The 20,303-nt window shown below is 50.0% G+C and carries 22 protein-coding genes, 1 other RNA gene and 1 pseudogene; 11 read left to right on the plus strand and 13 right to left on the minus strand.

Going from position 1 to position 20,303, the window contains the following annotated elements:
• Positions 1–183: 183 nt before the first annotated feature.
• The 4 genes and pseudogenes from OGX93_RS17360 to OGX93_RS17375 form a co-directional block, all read right to left on the minus strand.
• A pseudogene (locus OGX93_RS17360) lies at positions 184–664 on the minus strand (ATP-binding protein); the annotation flags it as partial.
• 229 nt (positions 665–893) lie between these two features.
• Positions 894–1,574: an inovirus Gp2 family protein gene (locus tag OGX93_RS17365; RefSeq protein WP_286448875.1), complete on the minus strand. Its 681-nt coding sequence runs from the start codon at positions 1,572–1,574 to the stop codon at positions 894–896.
• A gap of 257 nt (positions 1,575–1,831) precedes the next feature.
• Positions 1,832–3,346, minus strand: coding sequence for a YfjI family protein (locus OGX93_RS17370; RefSeq protein ID WP_286448877.1), 1,515 nt, complete (start codon positions 3,344–3,346; stop codon positions 1,832–1,834).
• Between the two features lie 26 nt (positions 3,347–3,372).
• Entirely contained in the window at positions 3,373–3,585 is a 213-nt protein-coding gene (locus OGX93_RS17375) for an AlpA family transcriptional regulator (protein WP_071883343.1), read from the minus strand.
• A 124-nt stretch (positions 3,586–3,709) separates the two neighbouring features.
• Here OGX93_RS17375 and OGX93_RS17380 point away from each other — a divergent pair, with 124 nt between their 5' ends.
• On the plus strand, positions 3,710–4,567 hold the full coding sequence (locus OGX93_RS17380) for a hypothetical protein (RefSeq protein WP_286448879.1): 858 nt from the start codon (positions 3,710–3,712) through the stop codon (positions 4,565–4,567).
• 55 nt (positions 4,568–4,622) lie between these two features.
• Here the strand turns inward: OGX93_RS17380 and OGX93_RS17385 are convergent, their stop codons facing one another.
• The 3 genes from OGX93_RS17385 to smpB all read right to left on the minus strand — a co-directional run bounded on the left by OGX93_RS17385 (position 4,623) and on the right by smpB (position 7,059).
• Complete coding sequence (locus OGX93_RS17385; RefSeq protein ID WP_286448881.1) at positions 4,623–5,864, minus strand: integrase; 1,242 nt, start codon at positions 5,862–5,864, stop codon at positions 4,623–4,625.
• A 204-nt stretch (positions 5,865–6,068) separates the two neighbouring features.
• Positions 6,069–6,431, minus strand: a transfer-messenger RNA (tmRNA) gene (ssrA, locus tag OGX93_RS17390).
• A 145-nt stretch (positions 6,432–6,576) separates the two neighbouring features.
• Positions 6,577–7,059 (minus strand): SsrA-binding protein SmpB, encoded by a 483-nt coding sequence (smpB, locus tag OGX93_RS17395; protein ID WP_012134708.1) that lies wholly within the window; start codon positions 7,057–7,059, stop codon positions 6,577–6,579.
• 169 nt (positions 7,060–7,228) lie between these two features.
• On the opposite strand from smpB, the gene ratA reads away from it, so the two are divergent.
• Both ratA and OGX93_RS17405 read left to right on the plus strand, forming a co-directional pair.
• Positions 7,229–7,666, plus strand: coding sequence for a type II toxin-antitoxin system toxin RatA (ratA, locus tag OGX93_RS17400; protein ID WP_024130854.1), 438 nt, complete (start codon positions 7,229–7,231; stop codon positions 7,664–7,666).
• Complete coding sequence (locus OGX93_RS17405) at positions 7,656–7,946, plus strand: RnfH family protein (RefSeq protein WP_012134706.1); 291 nt, start codon at positions 7,656–7,658, stop codon at positions 7,944–7,946. The genes ratA and OGX93_RS17405 overlap by 11 nt, the downstream gene beginning before the upstream one ends.
• A gap of 113 nt (positions 7,947–8,059) precedes the next feature.
• Here OGX93_RS17405 and bamE read toward each other — a convergent pair whose 3' ends face one another.
• The 3 genes from bamE to nadK all read right to left on the minus strand — a co-directional run bounded on the left by bamE (position 8,060) and on the right by nadK (position 11,179).
• Positions 8,060–8,404 carry an outer membrane protein assembly factor BamE gene (bamE, locus tag OGX93_RS17410; RefSeq protein WP_012134705.1) on the minus strand — a complete coding sequence of 115 codons (345 nt, stop codon included), beginning with the start codon at positions 8,402–8,404 and terminating at the stop codon, positions 8,060–8,062.
• Between the two features lie 149 nt (positions 8,405–8,553).
• Positions 8,554–10,215 carry a DNA repair protein RecN gene (recN, locus tag OGX93_RS17415; RefSeq protein ID WP_134769153.1) on the minus strand — a complete coding sequence of 554 codons (1,662 nt, stop codon included), beginning with the start codon at positions 10,213–10,215 and terminating at the stop codon, positions 8,554–8,556.
• An 85-nt stretch (positions 10,216–10,300) separates the two neighbouring features.
• Entirely contained in the window at positions 10,301–11,179 is an 879-nt protein-coding gene (gene nadK, locus OGX93_RS17420) for an NAD(+) kinase (RefSeq protein WP_024130853.1), read from the minus strand.
• Between the two features lie 123 nt (positions 11,180–11,302).
• Between nadK and grpE the strand changes: the two genes are divergently transcribed.
• On the plus strand, positions 11,303–11,896 hold the full coding sequence (gene grpE / locus OGX93_RS17425) for a nucleotide exchange factor GrpE (protein WP_024130852.1): 594 nt from the start codon (positions 11,303–11,305) through the stop codon (positions 11,894–11,896).
• 52 nt (positions 11,897–11,948) lie between these two features.
• Here the strand turns inward: grpE and OGX93_RS17430 are convergent, their stop codons facing one another.
• Entirely contained in the window at positions 11,949–13,235 is a 1,287-nt protein-coding gene (locus OGX93_RS17430; RefSeq protein ID WP_047461874.1) for an HlyC/CorC family transporter, read from the minus strand.
• Positions 13,236–13,253: 18 nt separating this feature from the next.
• Positions 13,254–14,045, minus strand: coding sequence for a cytochrome C assembly family protein (locus OGX93_RS17435; RefSeq protein ID WP_012134700.1), 792 nt, complete (start codon positions 14,043–14,045; stop codon positions 13,254–13,256).
• Between the two features lie 163 nt (positions 14,046–14,208).
• On the opposite strand from OGX93_RS17435, the gene ffh reads away from it, so the two are divergent.
• The 7 genes from ffh to OGX93_RS17470 all read left to right on the plus strand — a co-directional run bounded on the left by ffh (position 14,209) and on the right by OGX93_RS17470 (position 19,806).
• Complete coding sequence (ffh, locus tag OGX93_RS17440) at positions 14,209–15,570, plus strand: signal recognition particle protein (RefSeq protein ID WP_012134699.1); 1,362 nt, start codon at positions 14,209–14,211, stop codon at positions 15,568–15,570.
• A gap of 253 nt (positions 15,571–15,823) precedes the next feature.
• On the plus strand, positions 15,824–16,072 hold the full coding sequence (gene rpsP / locus OGX93_RS17445) for a 30S ribosomal protein S16 (protein WP_012134698.1): 249 nt from the start codon (positions 15,824–15,826) through the stop codon (positions 16,070–16,072).
• A gap of 18 nt (positions 16,073–16,090) precedes the next feature.
• A complete protein-coding gene (gene rimM / locus OGX93_RS17450) occupies positions 16,091–16,639 on the plus strand; it encodes a ribosome maturation factor RimM (RefSeq protein ID WP_024130851.1) in 549 nt (182 codons plus the stop codon).
• 44 nt (positions 16,640–16,683) lie between these two features.
• Positions 16,684–17,451 (plus strand): tRNA (guanosine(37)-N1)-methyltransferase TrmD, encoded by a 768-nt coding sequence (gene trmD / locus OGX93_RS17455; protein ID WP_024130850.1) that lies wholly within the window; start codon positions 16,684–16,686, stop codon positions 17,449–17,451.
• A gap of 41 nt (positions 17,452–17,492) precedes the next feature.
• Positions 17,493–17,840 (plus strand): 50S ribosomal protein L19, encoded by a 348-nt coding sequence (rplS, locus tag OGX93_RS17460; RefSeq protein WP_012134695.1) that lies wholly within the window; start codon positions 17,493–17,495, stop codon positions 17,838–17,840.
• Between the two features lie 190 nt (positions 17,841–18,030).
• On the plus strand, positions 18,031–18,384 hold the full coding sequence (locus OGX93_RS17465) for a DUF2946 domain-containing protein (RefSeq protein WP_286448889.1): 354 nt from the start codon (positions 18,031–18,033) through the stop codon (positions 18,382–18,384).
• 63 nt (positions 18,385–18,447) lie between these two features.
• Positions 18,448–19,806, plus strand: coding sequence for a PepSY-associated TM helix domain-containing protein (locus OGX93_RS17470; RefSeq protein WP_286448883.1), 1,359 nt, complete (start codon positions 18,448–18,450; stop codon positions 19,804–19,806).
• 2 nt (positions 19,807–19,808) lie between these two features.
• Here OGX93_RS17470 and OGX93_RS17475 read toward each other — a convergent pair whose 3' ends face one another.
• Positions 19,809–20,291 (minus strand): OmpA family protein, encoded by a 483-nt coding sequence (locus tag OGX93_RS17475; RefSeq protein WP_058667979.1) that lies wholly within the window; start codon positions 20,289–20,291, stop codon positions 19,809–19,811.
• Between the last annotated feature and the right edge of the window lie 12 nt (positions 20,292–20,303).

A 20,303-nucleotide genomic window follows, 5' to 3' on the forward strand; every position in this document is an offset into this window, starting at 1 on the left:
GCAGTAATAAAAAAATCAGTGGAAAGACACGGCACGGTTATTGGCCATTAGTGATGAATTGCATCCCTTACTTATCCTTTCCAGTAACTTTGGGCGATAGCCTATGAGGGCAAATATTATAATCTGTTCTGCTTTAAGCTATTCAGGGTAATTCTCAGCCAGAGGATTACTTTTTGGAATGAGCAGGGATGCATCACTTACGAACGTCTGGTCCCACTGCCCGAACGGCAGGTTGGAGGTCAGGATCATCGCGCTCTTCTACCTAGAAGAACATCTTGACTTCCTCCTGGTTGAACGGCAAATAGCCTATTTCATCGATGATAAGCAGCTTTGGGGCCATGACACTGTGATTGAGTGTAATTTTGTAGGGACCCTGGCGCTGTCAAGTCGACAGCTGTAGTTGTAGGTCTGCTGCTGTTGTGAAACAAACCTTGATATCCGCCCACACTGCTTCGTAACCCATGGCTATCGCCAGATGCGTTTTCCCCACGCCTGATTGCCCCAGCAACATGATGTTTTCGTTACACTCGATGAAGCTCAGGGATCGCAACGACTGGATTTGCTTTTGAGGGGCACCGGTGGTGAAGGTGAAGTAGTACTCCTCGAACGTCTTCACCGCCGGGAAGGCTGCCATCCGCATGTACATTGCCTGTTTACGCTGATAGGTGATATTTGAACGTTCAAGCCGGTTGTTGTAAGCCGTATCGCTTAAGCTGAAAATGCGCGTCTTGTTTTCTGGAAGCCTGCTACAGCTGCTACATGTAGCGGGTTGTAGCAGGGTTTGGATTTACGATTTAAAATTTCTTCACTAGGGAGAGTGCTTTTTATGCGGGTAAGATCACACCTTTCCCGGCGCAACGGTTATTGGGTTGAGCACTATGCCTTACGAATAATTAGCCCGAGTATTGGCTTGTACCAAAGTTCCGGTAACCGCTGCGGGCATCCTTTGTTCTGGTTTTCGCCAGATACGCCAGTCGAATTAGGAAATTCCAGTAGACAGGGTTACGATCCAGTGCATCAAATCTGCTAAACCTGTAAACAGCATTTGGTGGAAACTCAGTTAATGTTGCGTAATCTTCGTGAGCAAGCCCTACAGCACTGCACCAGGCTTTCTGTATACGGGTAGCCATGTTATCACCATTGCGGTCTTTGTAATTGCCAAGATACCTGTAGACATCTCCGTTGAACAATAACATCAGGTGATAATGGGGATGTTCGCTTGTATCACGTTCCCTGCACCATCCATAAGATGGTAATGTCGGATCTCCCGGTCTTCTTGACCGGTTATGATCCGCTCGTAACTGGCTTTTCAGTGACTCGTAGAAGCGAGTGATTGCCTTCTCATCATCCCGCTGGAAGCATATTGGTAGATCAGGCTCTCCTAGTACATGGGACTGGGCGAATCTCGAGTCAGTACGAATACCGAGTATTCGGTTATTCTGCACCAGTGTGCCGTAGACCATGTTAAGTAGTCGGTTGAGAATATTGAGGTCAATAGGAGATTTATACTTTTGGGCTGCTGTACTTACCAATTCCTCGATTTCTTCATTGGTAAGTGAATATTGTGATTCCATAATAATCCTTAAGTATGTAAATAATAATCTTTGGATAATGGGTAGCCCTCACGCTACCCATGTGATGTTGGATGTAACTCCTATAGGGAAGTTACTACGGATAAGCACTGATTAGGTATAGAACCTTAACTAAGGTATATTACATATACCACCTTAAAATCATGAATTGCCCTCCCTAGTCATTTAAGTTGAGGCCGCAGGGTTATTGAGTTTTAGAACAAAAAAACATTATCCAAAAACACTTAGCTACTCTGAAGCTATTCATTCTTTAGTAGTTTATTAAAAGCAATAGATCCAGATGAAATTAAAGGTATTTTTGATGCTTTAGCTATATCAAAAGGATGCACTTCTGAACCAATATATTTCACATAGTCAACGCCATCCTCTTTAAATAACTGTACCTTTCCATCCTTTTCAAGTTCCTTTAAAACGGACATCAAGCGCTCTATGCTTCTAAGAGAGTTTGGACCATCTCTACGAATGGTGTGCCTCCTAAAATCGTAAGATTTATTACTGATAACATGTTCCTCAAGCCAAAATAACAACTTTTCTTTCTCGCTAGGTCTTCTGGTAGAATCAACTTTTAAAATTAAATGGGTAATACACCATTCACTTATTTTAGCTGCTGACAGAAAAGTATCCCTAGTAATTATTGGTGAGTCGGGTGTGATAAATATTTGCATTACTGCTGCGATTCGAGTAGCTTGCTCCATAATTCTGGAACCAAAATCATCATAGTGATGTAAGTCACCTCCTAGTTGCATAAGTTCCCTGATTCGCTTATTTTGTGTTTCCCATAGCGCTTTCGCCTCTTCAGATAAAGTAATACAGATACGTTCTTCATTGTTTTCTCTACGCTGTATGCCGTCTTGCAAATGTTTAACAAGAATAGAGAAAAAGCCATCAAGCCCTGGCTCATCAGACCATGAACATATATCAGGGATATCACATAGTTCAGGTATTTGCTCCAGATCAATTAGTAATAAACGGGCTAAGAACCCTGAGTTTTTTAATTTTTTCCCTTGCTTGCCTAGAAAATCATTAAATATTGCAGGTTGCAGTAACAGCAATATGGTCAGCCGGACATCATCAACATCGTAGCTGTCACGAGATGCTCTGCTGTCTGAAATTCTCCCTTCTCCCCAAAGAGAGTTGAGAACTGATATATCACGAAAAAGGCTACTGTCAAACACTCCTCCGGCTTCATCAGAACCGAGCATCAATGACGGAGATCCCAGCGCTAATGTCTTTTTAAGTCCCTCGCTTGTTGAATCATTTTTAGTAAGATACTTTCTAACTGGCGCTACCGGTCCACTTTTCTGACATTCCTCCAGTGCTTCGCGTGTTTCAGCTACATCAACCTTCTGGCGAACAGCTTTGCTAAACTGCTTTTTAAGTTCTTTTAATTCCGTATCCCAAGATACTTTTTTCAGTTCATAAAGTTTTTCCTTTTCCAGAAAACTATTCTTCAGTTCCTTTTCCATTTGATGGATTGTTTCCATCAGTGCTTTGAATACCGTTGACTTCCTGCTACCTGACCGTGCTAATAACAAGAGATAAAGTGATGTAAATGTTCTCCCATTTTTAAGCTGAACATCAAATTTATCCTGGCAGGAAAATGCCATTACCCCAAGTAATACTATTAAAATAAGCTCGGCAGCAGCTCCTGTTTTATAATGTATGTAACTTATTAACTGTTGTGCAAAAGTCGGAAGCGTCTGGAATTTAAGACCGAGTTCTTTATTTTGCGATGAACTGTTTTTTTTAGACATAGACCCTATCCATCTCCTCTTTTAGATTAATTAATAAGACTACGATGTGATAACCATTCATCGATTTCTGATTCAAGCCAACCAACAGATTGTTTCCCAAGTTTTCTTTTCTTAGGAAAGGTTGGATCGTAACGTGGCGACCTCGGATTCAACCAGTCATAGATTGTGGCTCGCGAGATACCTGTTTTATGGATAACAGCTGGTAAGCGGAGTATTCTGACTGCAGTTGAAGTGATCATACTTGTTTGTCTCTCATTGGTTCGCTTTGGTTTTGAGAGATTAGCCGGAATCTGAAGTGTAAAAAATGCAGCTACCAAAAAAACATTTTTTACAGCTTTTAACTTATTGATAATGATGATAAAAATGACATGCATTGCTAGGTTGCATGAAAAAAACAGACGTAAATTTGAAGAGCTCTCGAAGGCTATGGCAGGTTGCGAATGGAAGGAACACGCTCACGCATTGGATGAAAAATGCCCAGCGATGCAGGAGGAGCTTGCAAGAATGAAATTGGTGTATTTTGATCCTGCAAGGATGGGTACAGAAGTATCGTCGTATGTTGAGCCACCACAAGGAGTATCCAGATACCATCAGGTCAACGGAGTTCTGCAAAGAAAGGACGAGTACAACGCAATATATAATCCTATAAAAGAATGTTGGAGAGATTTAGAAAATCGGATTTTTAGGGAGACAATGAGACCATTTGTCTTAGATAGTTCGATAGAAGATGTATTCATTTCACATTTGGTGCACGCCTCAATGTCGTATCAGTGGGGAGTATCCATTATACAAGATGATGAACAAGTTGCGTTTGATGCACTACTTATGGCTTCTGAGCTATTAGATAAATGTCTCGGAATGGTTTGGTTTAAAATCGAAGATGATAAAATAAAGAATCTTTCTAAGATCAGGTTTAACGCAGGAAAAAAAGGAGGTACTAAGAAGGCCGATGTATATAAAATTATACAGGGGGAGCTTGTGAGGTTGATTTATAAAAATTCTCCTGAGGATGGTTGGAAAAACAAGAGCGCTGTGATTGATGATGTCATAAAACCATTGTGGAATTTCATCGAAAAAAATAACTTTCAAGGATCACATGTAAGCAGTGAAGAATCACTGCGCGAGATAATCTTAAAAAGATGGTCATTACAGATTGATGATGTGAAACATGCCTTTAATGCTAAAGTATCAAAAAATAACAAAACTAAGATGATTAAATGAAAATCCAGATAACCGACAAAGGTGTAAGCGCCCGTGCTGAGCGCTTACACCATTTTTAGCCGACAAGCCTTATACCTCGAATGCCATCTCCAATTATACTTCCGTGCTCAGCAGCCATAACGAAGTCAGCCCACCATTGCATCATCGGGCGACGCTGTTCAAGGTAATCGCTGCGGTTATAAGCACGGCGAACCTCATTCTTATCCACGTGGGCTAATGCAGCCTCAATCACATCAGGCGGAAAGCCTTGTTCATTAAGGGCTGTACTGGCGATAGATCGCAGACCGTGTGAAACGAGCACCCCACCAAAACCTGCACGTTTTAGCGATGCGTTTACGGTCTGACTGTTCATCGGCTGGTTTGGCTTGATGCGGCTGGGAAAGATAAATTCTCGATTTCCACTTAACGGCTTCATCATCTCCAGTATCGCAATTGCTTCATCTGACAATGGAACAGTATGGTCGCGGTTCATTTTCATGCGTGCTGCAGGAATTTTCCACTCTCGCGCTTCTATGTCTACCTCTTCCCAGCGAGCTTCAGCCGCTTCGGCAGGGCGGGTGATGGTAAGAAGTTGCCACATGAACAGGCATCGTGTTGAAAGACTAATGCTAGCCGTTCGCATCGTCTGCATTAGCTGAGGCAACTGGTCGGGACGAATGCTGGGCATGTTTTTTTTCTGCGGCTTCTCGAATGCCTTGCCAATATTGACACTAGGTACCGCATCAATCAGCCCCGTATTTTGGGCATAGATCATGACCTCATTTATGCGCTGGCACAGGCGACGGACGGTTTCCAGCGCTCCTCTGGCCTGAACCGGTTGGACGGCCTGAACCAGTGTGTGAGCTTTAATATCTGTAACGCTAACGTCGCCAATCGCAGGAAAGACATCTCTTTCAAGAGAGCGCCAGATATCTTCCGCATAGTCTTCTGTCACACTAGCTTTCTTCGCATTCCACCAACGTTCAGCTACGAGCTGGAAAGTATTGGTTTTGGCCTCCAGCGAACTGCGAAGTTGTTCTTGCTGATGTTCCTGTGGATCGATTTGTTTCGCCAGGAGAGAGCGTGACTCCGCCCGGTAGTTTCTGGCATCGGCAAGGGTAACTGACGGGTAGGGGCCTATGCTCTTTTTCGCACGTTTCTTGGTAACAGGGCGAATATAGCGAAACTGCCATATTTTGCTTCCGGTGGATTTGATGAGTAGCTCAAGGCCATCGCCATCGTAAAGAACATAATCCGCTTCCTTAGGTTTGGCGGATTCGATTTCCTTAACGGATAGAGGTTTGGTTTGTCTTGCCATTGCCGGGTTTCCATAGTTTTAGGCACCTCAAAAACAATAAAGCTTTATGAGGTGCCTAACAAGGTGCCTAAAAGGTTCGGATTTAATTAGTTGGCATCAGACTTCGCGGGACAAATTGAGGGCACAAAAAAGCCCGCAGGGCTTGCGCCGTGCGGGCTCTTAGGACTTCATCGGATGACTCTGGTAATCACCGATGGAGAATTTTGGTGGAGCTGGCGGGAGTTGAACCCGCGTCCGAAATTCCTACATCCTCGGTACTACATGCTTAGTCAGTCTTTACATTCGCCTGGCACCTGCGGACGGACACGCCACTACCAAACTAGCCTGATTAGTTTTAACGCTTCAACCCCAGGCAGGGCATCCACGCGATCTCTTTTGGGTTTGACCTCTCTTTGATCCCCGTCTTAAGAGCGGAAGCTAGGGAGAGAGGGCTCAGAGCAGGTTATTAAGCTGCTAAAGCGTAGTTTTCGTCGTTTGCGACTATTTTTTGCGGCTTTTTACGAGGCCAACCGCCCCTCGGCATGCACCTTGGGTTTCGCAAATCCCGTCGAATCCAGAATCAGCCCCAATGTGTTACGTTAAGTATAACAGAGTTGTGACACGCGTGACCAGCCCCCGATTTTCCTTATCTTCAAGGATTTACCGCTCATTTCGCGTGATGGAACGATTTGCTTAAATAGCCAGCAACGAAAGCGGTGTTATCAGGGAACGTTTAGCGGCCTGCATTCTTCATGATACGGGCTTTATCCAGTTGCCACTCACGTTCTTTCAGGTCTGAGCGTTTATCATGCTGTTTCTTACCTTTTGCGACGCCGATTTTCACTTTGCACCAGGCGTTCTTCCAGTACAGTGAAAGTGCGACGACGGTATAACCTTCACGATTGACGCGTCCGTACAGGGAGTCGAGTTCGCGTTGGTTCAGTAGCAGTTTACGGGTGCGAGTGGGGTCGCACACGACGTGCGTTGAGGCGACGGCCATTGGCGTAAAGTTTGCGCCAAACAGGTACGCTTCGCCATCCCTGAGAAGGACATAGCTATCGCTAATATTTGCTTTGCCCGCGCGCAGGGATTTAACTTCCCAACCTTGCAGGGCGAGTCCAGCTTCGAACTCTTCTTCAATAAAGTATTCGTGTCGGGCGCGCTTATTCAACGCAATAGTGGCTGAGCCAGGTTTGTGTGCTTTTTTCTTCGTCATAATGCCGCTCAGTATAGGTAATCTGAAATCGAAAAACACCCCATTTCATCCTGCGGGGGATAAGGCGTTATCTTAGCATGAACCTGCGTAGGCCCTGTTGAGGTATAGCGTTTTTTTTACCTGGGGATAAATGGTATTATTTGTTCGATTTATGTTGATGGAAATTGCTATGCCTCAGATTAGCCGGACCGCTTTAGTCCCTTATAGCGCGGAACAGATGTATAAGTTAGTGAATGATGTTCAGTCCTACCCTCAGTTTTTGCCGGGATGCGTCGGCAGCCGTGTGCTGGAATCGACGCCGGGTCAGATGACGGCGGCCGTGGATGTGTCTAAGGCAGGGATCAGCAAAACATTCACGACACGTAACCAGTTGACGAATAACCAGAGCATCCTGATGCATCTGGTCGATGGCCCTTTCAAAAAGTTGATTGGCGGGTGGAAATTTACGCCGCTCAGCCAGGAAGCGTGCCGCATCGAGTTCCACCTCGATTTTGAGTTCACCAACAAGTTAATTGAACTGGCGTTTGGCCGCGTCTTTAAAGAGCTGGCTTCTAATATGGTGCAGGCGTTTACCGTTCGGGCCAAAGAGGTTTACAGTGTCGGCTAAAATTGTCGTCGAAGTGGCGTATGCGCTGCCCGAGAAACAGTATTTACAGCGTGTGACGTTGCAGGAAGGCGCGACGGTTGAAGAAGCGATTCGTGCTTCCGGTTTGCTGGAACTGCGCACCGATATCGATCTCGCTAAAAACAAAGTCGGTATCTATAGCCGCCCGACAAAACTTGCCGACGTGGTTCATGACGGCGATCGGGTAGAGATCTATCGACCGCTGATTGCCGATCCGAAAGAGTTGCGCAGACAGCGAGCGGAGAAATCGGCAAATAAATAATCATGGATGCCTGAACGCTTATCAGGCCTGCATTCTTTCGGCAAAGCGGGTTCAGGTTCGTCAATAATTAAAAAAGGTGCCAATGGCACCTTTTTTAACACCAGAAAACAATCTTACTTGTTGTCGGTCAACGCTGGCTTATTGTCGATGTTGGTCAACACGCCGTTGCTGTTAAAGGTCAGCGTTAAGGTTTGTTGCGTTACGCCTTCATGACCCGGTTGCTGACGGAACACATAGAACCATGTGTTAGTGCCAAAAGGATCGGACATCATCGGTGTACCCAAAGCATAAGCAACCTGCTGTTGCGTCATACCGACGCGCACTTTGGCGACATCGTTAGCGGTCAGATAGTTCCCCTGGTTGATGTCAGGGCGGTAAACCACTCGCTCCAGAGTGGAACAGCCTGCGGTCAACATCAGTAGTACTGCTGCGGCAGCAGTCAGCGTTTTACAGCGCATAGTGATTTGATTCCTTTTCGGGCCCGAGCAGTACGCGGCTCATATGTAATATGCCGATGATAATAGACCTTTCACCACTTTAAAACCTTTTGGTGTCGGGTCTTACGGCGATTTTGTTTTGTACTCAGACCTTAAAGGGTCAAAAAAGTTTACGCAGCCAACAGTTCTTTCGCATTTGCGAGGGTATTACGCGTCACTTCGCTGCCGCCAAGTAAACGAGCCAGCTCCTGTAATCGCGAGCGTTTATCCAGCGGTTGCATATGTGTTTCGGTCATGGCGCCGTCCGTTTCTTTGCTGACAAAGAAGTGCTGATGACCACAACCGGCAACTTGCGGAAGGTGGGTGACGCACATTACCTGAGTCGACTCACCTAACTGGCGCAGCAGTTTACCGACAACGGCCGCAGTAGGGCCGCTGATACCGACATCGACTTCATCGAAAATGAGCGCCGGGGTTTCCATTTTACGGGCGGTAATGACCTGGATTGCCAGCGCGATACGGGACAGTTCGCCCCCGGAAGCGACCTTTGCGATTGGCTGCAATGGCTGACCCGGGTTTGTGGTGACTTTAAACTCTACGCGGTCGGCACCGTCGCTGCTCAGATGATGCTCATCAAATTTCACATCAATAGTGAACTGGCCATGCGGCATCGACAGCGCATGCATGCTTTCGGTGATCAACTGCCCCAGTTCCTGCGCGTCATGCTGACGCTGAGTATGCAGCGCTTTTGCCGTCTCCAGCGCCTGCTGGCGATGTTTGTTCACCGCCAGCGTCAGGGTTTCCAGTGAGTCGGCCTGATCGTCAAGCTGCTGCTGTTCTTCGAGCAGTGACTGATAAAACTGCGGCAGCGCTTCCGGGCTGACGTGATGTTTACGCGCCAGTGAAATCTGCTTAGAAATGCGCTGCTCAAGTTCGAACAGGCGATTGGGGTCTAAATCCAGACGGTCGCAATAGTGACGCAGTTCGTCGCTGGCCTCAGTTATCTGGATTGTGGCCTCCTCCAGCATATCCAGAATGCCAGACAGTTTGCTGTCCATGCCCGTCAGTTCGGTGACTAACTGTTTTGCCGTGTACAGCTGGCTTTGCAGATTGACGTCTTCGCCATCAGCAAGCAACGTCAGCGCATTCTGGCTGGTCGTCAGCAACTGGCCGCTGTTTGCCAGTCGTTTATATTCTTCATCAATTTGCTCAAACTCACCGGGCTGCGGGTTAAATTCGTTCAGTTCTTTCAACTGATATTGCAGCAGCTCCATACGTGCGGCGCGTTCCTGGCTTTGCTGTTGATGATGCGCCAGATCGCGGCAGCTTTGATGCCACAGTTGATAGCGTGAGGACATTTCCTGAATCAGAAGTGCTTCGTTGGCGTAGCCGTCGAGCAGGGATTTTTGATGTTCAGACTTGGTCAGTAGCTGATGCGCATGCTGGCCGTGAATTTGAATGAGCAACTGGCCCAGTTCCCGTAACTGGGAGAGAGGCACGGCGGTGCCGTTGATGAAGCCGCGGGAGCGACCGTCGCTGCTAATGACGCGGCGAAGTAAGCACTCACGCCCTTCTTCCAGTTGGTTTTCTTCCAGCCAGCGCAGCGCTGCTGGCGTATCTTTCAGTGAGAAGCGGGCGCACAGGTCTGCGCGGGTTGCTCCCACCCGCACCATGTCGGCGTCTGCACGGCCACCCAGACACAAGCCGAGCGCATCAATCGCAATAGACTTACCCGCGCCGGTTTCACCGGTAATGACGGTCATTCCGCTCTGGAAATCGATCTCAAGTTCACGAACGATAGCAAAATTGCTGATGGTCAGTTGTGCCAACATAGCTGTTTTCCTGTATGAAAAACCATAACTGTTATTACATACAGTATAAACTGGTTTTTTATACAGTAAAGAGGGCGGCGTTAAATTAGAATAATTTTTTTGACCAGCCTAGTTTTGTGCTTAATGTGTTGAAATAACTGTAATCTTTAGGGTGTATCAGGTTCAGATGGTAGTCACAACGGCGGATCAATACATCTTCGCCTTCCTGTATGGGCAGGGCAATCTGGCTGTCGCAACTGATTTCGAGGTCGCTACGGCGGTGTGAGAAACGCAAACGAATCGTGCTGCTGCCGTTAATGACCAACGGGCGTGCGGATAGGGTGTGCGGGAACATCGGCACCAGCGTGATGGCGTCCAGCGACGGCGTCAGAATGGGGCCGCCCGCCGAGAGTGAATAGGCGGTGGAACCGGTCGGCGTGGAGATGATCAGACCATCGGAACGCTGAGAAAAGGCGAAGGTTTCGTCGATATACACTTCAAATTCAATCATGTGCGCCACTTTTCCCGGGTGCAGCACGACTTCATTGATGGCGGTACTGATGCGTTTCTGGCAGTTTTGCTGGCAGACCTGAGCTTCCAGTAAAAAGCGTTTCTCGGCGATATAATGGCCTTCCAGTACGTCCGCGAGTTGTTGCAGGGCGTTGTCCGGGTCAAGGTCGGTCAGGAAGCCGAGATTGCCACGGTTAATGCCGATCACTTTGATGTCATAGCGCGCCAGCGTGCGCGCCGCGCCGAGCATATTGCCATCCCCGCCGACAACGACGGCGAGATCCGCCAGTTGACCAATTTCCGCCAGCGTGCCGGTTTTTACATTTTTCAGCTGTAATTCGTGGGCGATCTGCTGCTCCACGATGACCTCGTAACCTTTTGTGCATAGCCAGCGGTAGAGCATTTCATGTGTCGTCAGTGCAGTGGGGTGACGTGGATGTCCCACAATGCCAATACACTTGAAATGATTGTTCATTTTCTCGAGGTCCTTGTAGCGAAGATTGATGACAATGTGAGTGCTTCCCTTGAAACCCTGAATCTGATCCCCATAATAAGCGAAGTTAGCGAGATGAATGCGAAAAAAAACGCGGAGAAATTCATGAGTAGTAAAGAACAGAAAACGCCTGAGGGGCAAGCCCCGGAAGAAATTATCATGGATCAGCACGAAGAAGTTGAGGCGGTTGAATCAGACGCTTCTGCTGAGCAGGTGGATCCGCGCGATGAAAAAATTGCGAATCTGGAAGCGCAGCTTGCTGAAGCCCAGAATCGCGAACGTGACAGCGTGTTACGTATCAAAGCGGAAATGGAAAACCTGCGCCGTCGTACCGAGCTGGACGTAGAAAAGGCGCATAAGTTCGCGCTGGAAAAATTCGTCAATGAGCTGTTGCCGGTTATCGATAGCCTGGATCGTGCGCTGGAAGTGGCGGATAAAGCGAATCCAGATATGGCGTCAATGGTCGAAGGCATTGAGCTGACGCTGAAATCCATGCTGGATGTCGTGCGTAAGTTCGGCGTAGAGGTGATTGCTGACACCAACGTACCGCTGGATCCGAACGTGCATCAGGCGATTGCGATGGTGGAGTCTGAGGATGTTACCCCGGGTAACGTGCTGGGCATTATGCAGAAAGGCTATACGCTGAACGGTCGTACTATTCGCGCGGCGATGGTAACTGTGGCGAAGGCGAAAGCGTAATTTGCCATCCGTAGTGCCGGGTGGCGGCATTCGCCGTACCCGGCCTACAGCATTACTCTGAGATACTCTCCCGCAACGGTTTCACCGGCAAGACTTTAACCTGCTTAATCATATTGTCCTGGACGTCGAGAATATCGATATCGTACTGGCCAATGCGCACGCGCGTTCCGGCGATGGGGATCTCTTCCAGCGCTTCCAGAATCACGCCGTTTACCGTCCGCGCATCGTCTTCCGGCAGGTGCCAGTTAAAGGCTTTGTTGATTTCCCGCACGTTGGCGCTGCCGTCGATAATCACTGAACCGTCATTCTGCGGCGTGACCTCTTCCGCCAGCGTCGGCGACATAGAGGTAGTGAAGTCGCCGACAATCTCTTCCAGAATATCTTCGACCGTCACCAGCCCCTGAATATCCCCGTATTCGTTGACCACCAGCCCGACTTTCTTTTTATTACGCTGAAATTTTACCAGCTGCGTGCTGAGCGGCGTGCCTTCCGGGATGAAGTAGATCTCATCGGCGGCGCGCAGCATGGTCTCTTTAGTGAACTCTTTTTTCTCGGACATTAACCGCCAGGCTTCGCGTACGCGCAGCATGCTGATGGCGTCATCCAGCGAGTCGCGGTAAAGCACAATGCGCCCGTGCGGCGAGTGAGAAAGCTGGCGGACGATCGACTTCCAGTCGTCATTGATATCAATGCCGATAATTTCGTTGCGCGGCACCATGATGTCATCCACGCTGACCTTTTCCAGATCCAGCACTGAGAGCAGCATGTCCTGGTTGCGGCGGGAGATTTGCGAGCGGGATTCATTCACGAGCGTGCGCAGTTCGTCTTTACTCAGAGAGCCGCTGATGACGATATCCGTTTTAATGCCCATCATGCGCATCAGCAGCCGGGTAATGGTGTTAAGCAACCAGACCAGCGGCATCATCAGCACCTGCAAAGGCGCCAACAGAAAACTGCTGGGGTAGGCCACTTTTTCCGGGTACAGCGCGGCGATGGTTTTCGGCAGCACTTCCGCAAATACGAGGACGACAAACGTCAGTACGCCGGTGGCAATCGCCACGCCCGCATCGCCGTACAGACGCATACCGACGATGGTGCCGATGGCTGAGGCGAGAATATTGACCAGGTTATTACCGATCAGAACCAGGCTTATCAGTCGATCCGGCTTGCGCAGTAGTTTTTCCACGCGCTTTGCCGGACGGTTGCCCTGTTTTGCCAGGTGGCGAAGACGATAGCGGTTCAGCGTCATCATGCCGGTTTCGGAACCGGAAAAATAGGCTGAAATAACCACCATGATGATCAGTGTGACGATCAGCGTGGTAGTGGAGATATGTTCCAGGGGGGGCTCCTTTAAGACTTAGCTTACAAACTGCTGCAATACGCGGCTGCCGAAATAGGCCAGCGTCAGAATGCCTGCGCCCGCGACGTTAAACCATACGACCCGACGTCCGCGCCAGCCTTCGTGGTAATGTCCCCACAACAGAACAATATAGACAAACCATGCCACGATAGAGAGAACGGCTTTGTCGATATTTTCCATGCTGAACAGGTTATGCATGTAAAACAGGCCAGTACACAGCGTGAGCGTCAGCAGCACCACGCCAATCTGCGTGATGTGAAACATTTTGCGCTCAATGCTCATCAGCGGGGGCATTTCATTATTGAACGCCAGCTTTTTGTTTTTGAGCTGATAGTCGATCCATGCCAGCTGCAACGCATACAACGCGGCAATGATCAATGTGGCGTAAGCGAACAGCGACAGGCCGATGTGTATCATCATACCTGGCGTGGCTTCGAGGTGGGTGATGTACTCGTTCGGCATGAACGTGGCGAAGGCCAGGTTAATCAACGCAAAGGCGTAGACAACAGGCAGCAGCAGCCAGCCGCGATTACGTGAAGCGACAATTGTCATGACGGTACAAATCATCAGGCTGACCAGCGAACCGACGTTCAGCAGGCTCAGATTTTGACCGCTTTCGCCGCCGGGCAGGATTCGGGCTTCCAGCGCAAAAGCATGGCACACCAGCGCGATGACCGCAGAAAGGATAGCCATACGCCGCCAGCCGCTGTTTTTTTGCAGCAAAGCAGGAACGATCAGCGCGAGGCTGATGGAATAGGCGACAAGAGCGAGTAAAGCAAAAACGGGCATAGGAGTGTCGACAGTTGGCCAGTGAGAGAGAAGCAGTATAGCGTTACGTGACCGCTGCTCCAACCGTTGCATAACAACAAAGGCGGCTTCATGTTATACTGCGACAAAATTCTGTATATGTGTCGCGCTAGCGACCAACCGTTTCCACCCCAGGCGAGAGACAATGTTTGATAATTTAACCGATCGTTTGTCGCGCACGCTGCGCAATATCAGTGGCCGTGGACGCCTTACTGAAGACAACGTTAAAGAGACGCTGCGCGAAGTGCGCATGGCGCTGCTGGAGGCTGACGTTGCGCTTCCTGTAGTGCGAGAGTTTATCAATCGCGTAAAAGAGAAAGCGGTTGGTCATGAAGTTAACAAGAGCCTGACGCCGGGGCAGGAGTTCGTCAAGATTGTGCGCAACGAACTGGTTGCGGCGATGGGCGAAGAGAACCAGACCCTGAATCTGGCCGCACAGCCGCCAGCCGTCGTGCTGATGGCGGGCTTGCAGGGTGCCGGTAAAACCACCAGCGTCGGTAAGCTGGGTAAATTCCTGCGCGAGAAGCACAAGAAGAAAGTGCTGGTCGTCTCTGCCGACGTTTATCGCCCGGCGGCGATCAAACAGCTGGAAACCCTGGCGCAGCAGGTTGACGTCGATTTCTTCCCGTCTGACGTCGGTCAGAAGCCGGTTGATATCGTCAATGCCGCGCTGAAAGAAGCGAAACTCAAATTCTACGACGTGCTGCTGGTGGATACCGCCGGTCGCCTGCACGTCGATGAAGCGATGATGGACGAAATCAAACAGGTCCACGCTTCTATTAATCCGGTAGAGACCCTGTTTGTGGTCGATGCGATGACCGGTCAGGATGCCGCGAATACCGCGAAAGCGTTTAACGAAGCGCTGCCGTTGACCGGCGTGGTGCTGACGAAAGTCGACGGTGACGCCCGTGGCGGTGCCGCGCTCTCTATTCGTCATATCACCGGCAAGCCGATTAAATTCCTCGGCGTTGGCGAGAAAACCGAAGCGCTGGAGCCGTTCCACCCGGATCGTATCGCGTCCCGTATTCTCGGCATGGGCGACGTGCTGTCGCTGATCGAAGATATTGAAAGCAAAGTTGACCGCGCGCAGGCTGAGAAATTAGCCAGCAAACTGAAAAAAGGCGACGGCTTTGATCTGAACGATTTCCTCGAACAGCTCAACCAGATGAAAAACATGGGCGGTATGGCGAGCCTGATGGGCAAGCTGCCGGGCATGGGCCAGATTCCTGACAACGTGAAATCGCAGATGGATGACAAGGTGCTGGTGCGGATGGAGGCGATCATCAACTCGATGACGCTGAAAGAGCGCGCGAAGCCAGAAATCATCAAAGGTTCACGTAAACGCCGTATCGCAGCCGGTTGTGGCATGCAGGTACAGGACGTTAACCGTCTTCTGAAACAGTTCGACGACATGCAGCGCATGATGAAGAAAATGAAGAAAGGCGGGATGGCGAAGATGATGCGTGGCATGAAGGGTATGATGCCGCCTGGCTTCCCAGGTAGATAAATATATCGGGCTACCTTATTTGCCATTTTGACGTCGGGGTGTGCTCGAAATGCTCACGTACTGCATGTACGCTCCGCTTTCTGTGCGCACGCCGACGCCAAACTGGCTGCAACGGTAACGCCCTGGTATAAAGCCTCATCACATGTTGATTGCAATTTTCCCAGAAATCAGTAAAATTTTCGGGCTTTTAATATGACACCCGGGCTCCGTTCCTCGATGGGGCCTGGGTGTTTTATTCACACAAGAGGATGTTATGGTTACTATTCGTTTAGCTCGTCACGGCGCTAAAAAGCGTCCGTTCTACCAGGTTGTTGTTACCGACAGCCGTAATGCACGCAACGGTCGCTTCATTGAGCGCGTTGGCTTCTTCAACCCGATCGCCAGCGAAAAAGAAGAAGGCACCCGCCTGGATCTGGATCGCATCGCTCACTGGGTTGGCCAGGGCGCGACTATTTCTGATCGCGTTGCAGCGCTGATCAAAGCAGCAAACAAAGCAGCTTAATCTGTCACGGTGGTCATGATGAGCAAGCAACTCACTGCGCAAGCGCCCGTTGAACCCATCGTTTTGGGGAAAATGGGGTCGTCTTACGGTATTCGTGGGTGGCTCAGAGTGTTTTCTTCCACCGAAGACGCCGAAAGCATTTTTGACTATCAGCCCTGGTTTATCCAGAAGGCGGGTCAGTGGCAGCAAGTACAGCTGGAAAGCTGGAAGCACCACAATCAGGATCTGATCATCAAGCTGAAAGGCGTTGACGATCGTGATTCGGCGAATCTACTGACCAATTGCGAAATTGTCGTGGATTCCTCGCAGTTGCCAGCGCTGGAAGATGGTTCCTACTACTGGAAAGACCTTATGGGCTGCCAGGTAGTGACCACTGAAGGCTACGATCTCGGTAAAGTCGTCGATATGATGGAAACCGGTTCGAATGACGTCATCGTCATCAAGGCAAACCTGAAAGATGCGTTTGGTATCAAGGAACGTCTTGTGCCGTTCCTCGATGGGCAGGTTATCAAGAAAGTCGATCTCGCTACTCGTACTATCGAAGTAGATTGGGATCCTGGTTTTTAAACCACCGGATAAACGGTAAAAGTCGGCGTTATGGGGATTGGCTTGTGTTTATAGGTATCGTTAGCCTGTTTCCTGAAATGTTCCGCGCAATTACCGATTACGGGGTAACTGGCCGGGCAGTAAAAAATGGCCTGCTGAGCATCCAGAGCTGGAGTCCTCGTGACTTCACGCATGACCGGCACCGTACCGTGGACGATCGTCCTTACGGCGGCGGACCGGGGATGTTAATGATGGTGCAACCCTTGCGGGACGCTATTCATGCAGCAAAAAGCGCGGCGGGTGAAGGCGCTAAGGTGATCTATCTGTCACCTCAGGGACGCAAGCTTGATCAAGCGGGCGTCAGCGAACTGGCAACGAATCAGAAACTGATTCTGGTGTGCGGTCGCTACGAAGGAATAGATGAGCGCGTGATTCAAACCGAAATTGACGAAGAATGGTCAATCGGCGATTACGTACTCAGTGGGGGTGAGTTACCAGCAATGACGCTGATTGACTCCGTTTCCCGGTTCATTCCGGGGGTTCTGGGTCATGAGGCATCGGCAATCGAAGATTCCTTTGCCGACGGATTACTGGACTGTCCACACTATACTCGACCTGAAGTGTTGGAAGGGATGGAAGTACCGGCAGTATTGCTGTCAGGAAACCATGCTGAGATACGTCGCTGGCGTTTGAAACAGTCGCTGGGCCGAACCTGGCTTAGAAGACCTGAACTTCTGGAAAACCTGGCTCTGACTGAAGAGCAAGCAAGGTTGCTGGCGGAGTTCAAAACGGAACACGCACAACAGCAACATAAACATGATGGGCTGGTCTGAGACCCCCAAATATCAGTTTACCCAGGATAAGAGATTAAATTATGAGCAACATTATTAAGCAACTTGAACAAGAGCAGATGAAGCAGGACGTACCTTCCTTCCGTCCGGGTGATACCGTGGAAGTGAAAGTATGGGTTGTTGAAGGTTCCAAAAAACGTCTGCAGGCATTCGAGGGCGTGGTTATCGCTATTCGTAACCGCGGTCTGCACTCTGCATTCACTGTTCGTAAAATTTCCAACGGCGAAGGCGTTGAGCGTGTCTTCCAGACTCACTCTCCGGTAGTTGACAGCATTGCTGTTAAACGTCGTGGTGCCGTTCGTAAAGCTAAACTGTACTACCTGCGTGAGCGTACTGGTAAGGCTGCTCGTATTAAAGAGCGTCTTAACTAAGATATCGCTCAGGCGACATCCTGTAAGAAAGGGCTGGCCAGTTGGCTGGCCCTTTTTTTATCTTCATGAAGCTCACAATATTAACCATTAGTTCATAAATCATTTACAATGCCCGTTCGTTACGGGAGGGGCAGTGGTTATCGGTACATTTCGTCAGCCTGCGTATCAACGCAACGCGACATGGCTCGCGATGTTTGCGATCCTGCTGATCGTGGTGGCGCCGCTTATCTCCGTCTCGTTGCAAAAAGATCCCATGAGCGCCATGCCTGGTATGCATCATGACATGAGCATGATGGCTGAACATGTTGGACATCATGGGCAGTCTTCATCAATGCCGATGCCTGTCGATCACGGTGAAGCGTGCGGGTATTGCGTCCTCCTGACCCATGTTCCTGGCCTGATACTGGCGCTGGTCATCCTGTTGTCCGGGATGCTGCTCAGACAAAAGCTGGCGCCGCCACGCCCGGTTGTTAAACACTGGCATTTCTTCCCCTGGCTTTATCCCGATACGCGCGCGCCGCCGCGCAGGTCTGCTGTTTCCTGAATCTAACAATACGTTTGTGCGCATAAGCGTCACGACACATGTGTGCTTTCTCTGAGGAAAAGTATGACGACCTGCACTCCGCGCGCGGCATGGATAACCCTGCTGCGACGTTTTCATTTCTACACAGGTCTGTTTGTCGGGCCATTTATCTTTGTAGCGGCCTTAACTGGTACGCTCTACGTTGCGACGCCGCAACTGGAAGAGGCGCTCTATGCACCGGCGCTACAGGGCACAGAGCAAGGAGAGCGGCAACCGCTGGCGGCGCAAATCGCCGTTGCCCAACAGGTGACGGGAGGGCATTTACGACTGCATGCCGTTCGTCCCGCTCTTGAAGAGGGCGCAACGACGCGGGTGATGTTTGCCGACCCCGGACTTGCCGCTTCTGAGAACCGGGCGATTTTCATCGATCCAGTGACGCTGGCGGTGAAAGGCGATATGACGGTCTATGGCACCAGTGGCATTTTGCCCCTGCGTCAGTGGATTGATTATGCTCACCGCTCTTTGCTATTGGGGGATATCGGGCGAATTTACAGCGAGCTGGCGGCCTCCTGGATGTGGGTTGCGGCGACTGGCGGCATCATGCTCTGGTATTTCACCCGACCAAAACGTCGGCTGAATAATCGGGTGCAAAATAACCGGCGTTTACACGTAATGCTGGGGTGGTTACTGCTGGCGGGGATGCTGCTGTTCTCGGCAACCGGTTTAACCTGGTCCCAGTGGGCCGGAGGCAACGTGGATAAAATGCGTGCGGCTTTTGGCTGGCTGACGCCGCAGGTGAATACGCAGCTTTATGGCGATGAACACCCTGCTGATGAACATGCCGATCATCATGCCGGGCAGGAAATGCCGGTTATGCATATGGATGTCAGCCAGTTTGATGCGGTTCTGCATACGGCGCAGGCGGCGGGAATTGATGCTAAAAAGCTGGAGATTCGTCCGGCCAAAGATGCGCAACATGGCTGGACGGTAACTGAAATTGATCGCCGCTGGCCGACACAGGTTGATGCGGTATCAGTAGACGCCGCAACCCTGCATGTTATCGACCGGACGCATTTTGCTGACTTTCCGCTTATGGCAAAGCTGACGCGCTGGGGCGTCGATTTCCATATGGGCATACTGTTTGGTCTGCCAAATCAGTTACTGCTGATCGCCTTCGGCATCGGGCTTTGCCTGATGATTATTATCGGCTACCGTCTGTGGTGGATTCGCCGACCGGCCAGGTCAGGCGTTAACCCGGCACAAACGCTGATGCAGTGTTGGCTTACGTTAGGTTGGCCGGGAAGGTGCGGGGTTCTGGTGCTGGCTGTCGCCCTGGGGATGGCGATGCCGGTGCTGGGAGGCAGTCTGCTGGTATTTATCGTTATCGACTGGCTGCGCTGGTTCAGCACGTCTCGCGCCGCCCTTGCGCAGCCAGTTGACTAACATTACGGCGTGCTGATGACGACGGCAACGCGGCGGTTTTCAGCACGACCTTTCGCGCTCTGATTGCTGGCGACCGGGTGCTTTTTACCTAAACCCTGCGTCGTCAGATTGCTGCGTGGGATGTTGGCGCCTTCGGCCCAGGCGTCAGCAACCACATTGGCGCGCTTGAGCGACAATGCCTCGTTATAACTGTCTTCGCCGTAGTTGTCAGTATGGCCATCCATACGGGCATGTTTCAGCCCGGTGGCTGCCAGCCTGGAGGCCATCTCGCGGATTTGCTGCTGGCTTTCCGGGCGTAACTTATAGTCGTTTTTATCAAATAAAATGTTGTCAGACAGCCCCAGAGACCAGTCGCCTGCTGATTCAGTAAACCCATAGGATTTCATTGCCGCAACTTGTTCGGGCGTAAATTTCCCCTGCGGCGTCTGGCAACCCGCCAGAATCAACGCTATCAGAATGATCGGGGAGAAAAGTCGCTTTAGCATATATCTATTCCT

Source organism: Citrobacter sp. CK195 (assembly GCF_030333365.1).
Lineage (GTDB): Bacteria > Pseudomonadota > Gammaproteobacteria > Enterobacterales > Enterobacteriaceae > Citrobacter_B > Citrobacter_B koseri.

Bases quoted from the DNA above. Each gene is read 5' to 3' on its own strand.
- OGX93_RS17365 (WP_286448875.1), bottom strand. From the start codon at position 1,574: ATGGAATCACAATATTCACTTACCAATGAAGAAATCGAGGAATTGGTA.
- OGX93_RS17370 (WP_286448877.1), bottom strand. From the start codon at position 3,346: ATGTCTAAAAAAAACAGTTCATCGCAAAATAAAGAACTCGGTCTTAAA.
- OGX93_RS17375 (WP_071883343.1), bottom strand. From the start codon at position 3,585: ATGATCACTTCAACTGCAGTCAGAATACTCCGCTTACCAGCTGTTATC.
- OGX93_RS17380 (WP_286448879.1), top strand. From the start codon at position 3,710: ATGACATGCATTGCTAGGTTGCATGAAAAAAACAGACGTAAATTTGAA.
- OGX93_RS17385 (WP_286448881.1), bottom strand. From the start codon at position 5,864: ATGGCAAGACAAACCAAACCTCTATCCGTTAAGGAAATCGAATCCGCC.
- smpB (WP_012134708.1), bottom strand. From the start codon at position 7,059: ATGACGAAGAAAAAAGCACACAAACCTGGCTCAGCCACTATTGCGTTG.
- ratA (WP_024130854.1), top strand. From the start codon at position 7,229: ATGCCTCAGATTAGCCGGACCGCTTTAGTCCCTTATAGCGCGGAACAG.
- bamE (WP_012134705.1), bottom strand. From the start codon at position 8,404: ATGCGCTGTAAAACGCTGACTGCTGCCGCAGCAGTACTACTGATGTTG.
- recN (WP_134769153.1), bottom strand. From the start codon at position 10,215: ATGTTGGCACAACTGACCATCAGCAATTTTGCTATCGTTCGTGAACTT.
- nadK (WP_024130853.1), bottom strand. From the start codon at position 11,179: ATGAACAATCATTTCAAGTGTATTGGCATTGTGGGACATCCACGTCAC.
- grpE (WP_024130852.1), top strand. From the start codon at position 11,303: ATGAGTAGTAAAGAACAGAAAACGCCTGAGGGGCAAGCCCCGGAAGAA.
- OGX93_RS17435 (WP_012134700.1), bottom strand. From the start codon at position 14,045: ATGCCCGTTTTTGCTTTACTCGCTCTTGTCGCCTATTCCATCAGCCTC.
- ffh (WP_012134699.1), top strand. From the start codon at position 14,209: ATGTTTGATAATTTAACCGATCGTTTGTCGCGCACGCTGCGCAATATC.
- rpsP (WP_012134698.1), top strand. From the start codon at position 15,824: ATGGTTACTATTCGTTTAGCTCGTCACGGCGCTAAAAAGCGTCCGTTC.
- rimM (WP_024130851.1), top strand. From the start codon at position 16,091: ATGAGCAAGCAACTCACTGCGCAAGCGCCCGTTGAACCCATCGTTTTG.
- rplS (WP_012134695.1), top strand. From the start codon at position 17,493: ATGAGCAACATTATTAAGCAACTTGAACAAGAGCAGATGAAGCAGGAC.
- OGX93_RS17465 (WP_286448889.1), top strand. From the start codon at position 18,031: ATGTTTGCGATCCTGCTGATCGTGGTGGCGCCGCTTATCTCCGTCTCG.
- OGX93_RS17470 (WP_286448883.1), top strand. From the start codon at position 18,448: ATGACGACCTGCACTCCGCGCGCGGCATGGATAACCCTGCTGCGACGT.
- OGX93_RS17475 (WP_058667979.1), bottom strand. From the start codon at position 20,291: ATGCTAAAGCGACTTTTCTCCCCGATCATTCTGATAGCGTTGATTCTG.